Origin of the sequence: Alkalilimnicola ehrlichii (assembly GCF_003399765.1) — a bacterium.
Lineage (GTDB): Bacteria > Pseudomonadota > Gammaproteobacteria > Nitrococcales > AK92 > AK92.
In genome coordinates, this window is sequence record NZ_NFZV01000072.1 from 1 (window position 1) to 1,579 (window position 1,579).

The window sequence follows — 1,579 nt, forward strand, 5'->3', positions numbered from 1 at the left end:
AAGCCGTAAAGGCGTACTAGAGCGAATGCTAAAAATCTCGTATCCTATTATACCGATACTGCCTTCTCCCTCTGGCCGCGGCCCCTGTCCGGACGTGTCGGCACGACACGCGGACCCGTGTGCGCCAGCTTCGGAGTGCGCGGTCCCCGAACCGATGACACCTTAAAATAACGAACGCATAATCTGTCGCAAGGAGACGCGGCAATAATGAAAAATAACCCGCTTAACCCTCGCATCGGCAGCCCATCCGATGACCGATCGCACCGCCTCCGCCGCCGGCCTACGCTGGCCTGCGTATCGCGCCAATGTGGCCGCGCGCGGCCGCCCAAGGAGCGACGGCATGGGCATACTAAACCGGAAGAAAACCGCCGCGCCGCCGCCGCCCCCGCCCAAACCGCCCGAGCCGTTGGCGCTCATCGCCACCGGCGTCTGCACCCTGGCCGGCACCGGCGACTACGCCGCCCAAGGCGCGGTACAGCTAAAGCTCAACGGCGCCAAGCCCAACCCGGCCCTCGCGCTAGCGGTACCCGACCAAGGGGCGCCGCCGGTGTTAACGGCTGCGCTCGACAAGGAACTGCTGCCGCCGGACACGCCCGTGCCCGAGCGCCTCGTTTTCCTGCTCGCACATGCCCTGTTAGCGCTCGCCAAGCAGCTCGACCGTCGGTATCTCACCGCCGACACGCGCCTCCAGGTGTTACTCCCGAGCGCCGCTAGTGCCCGTGGCCATGCGGTAAAACCGCAGGCGCTAAAAGCGAGCGTGCTACAGCATGCTCCCGCCTTCGCCGCCTGCGACTGGCACTTCAGCCGCGATGCCGACGGCGGCGTCAACGCCTTGCAGCAATGCCTCGACGGCGACTGGCAACAGCTGATTTTCGTCGGCGTCGATTCGCTGATCGACGCCGGCACCGTGCTCGATTTCGCCTACGACAACCGCGCGATGAGGGCCGGCGCAACGCAAGGCATCGTTCCCGGCGAGGCGGCCGGGGCCGTGGCGCTGACCCGCACGCCCGGCGAGCAACCGGTGCGGGCCTGGCTGCGCGGCTGGGCCAGCGAAGCGGAGCCGGCCGTCGGCCAGGCCGAGACCGAAAGCCTCCCCGGCCTGCGCACCGCCATCAAAACCGCGCTGCAACAAGCCGATATCGCCGCCACCGACGTGCAAGCCGTCTCCCACGGCCTCGGCGCCGAGATCGCCGGCGATCTGGAGTGGTATCAAACCCACGTCGCATTCTGGCGCGGCCAGCGCGGCCCCAAGCAACAGCGGCTGCACATCGCCTTCGGCGATGTCGGCGTCGCCGCGCTGCCGCTACAACTGGCGCTGATCGCCGCCGAATACGACTCCCAACGCGGCCTGGCGCGTTACGATTTTCCCGCACCCGGCCCGGTGCTGGTGTGCGACACCCCCAACGCGCCGGTACGCGGCGCCGTTTGCCTGACACCGGCCTGAAGCCGGGTAAAATACAAGGAGCAGTAAAGCAATGGCTGGCAATGTGCTCATCAACGGCAAAACCGCCGTCCACGCCGGTTCCGGCGGCGTGCTGCAAACCGACGACATCTGCCGCACCCCCAGCGGCAGCGGCAC

At 67.3% G+C, this 1,579-nt stretch carries 1 protein-coding gene; it reads left to right on the forward strand.

What is annotated here, in order from left to right:
* Positions 1 to 340: 340 nt before the first annotated feature.
* Entirely contained in the window at positions 341 to 1,444 is a 1,104-nt protein-coding gene (locus tag CAI21_RS22675) for a hypothetical protein (protein WP_220349078.1), read from the forward strand.
* Positions 1,445 to 1,579: the final 135 nt, after the last annotated feature.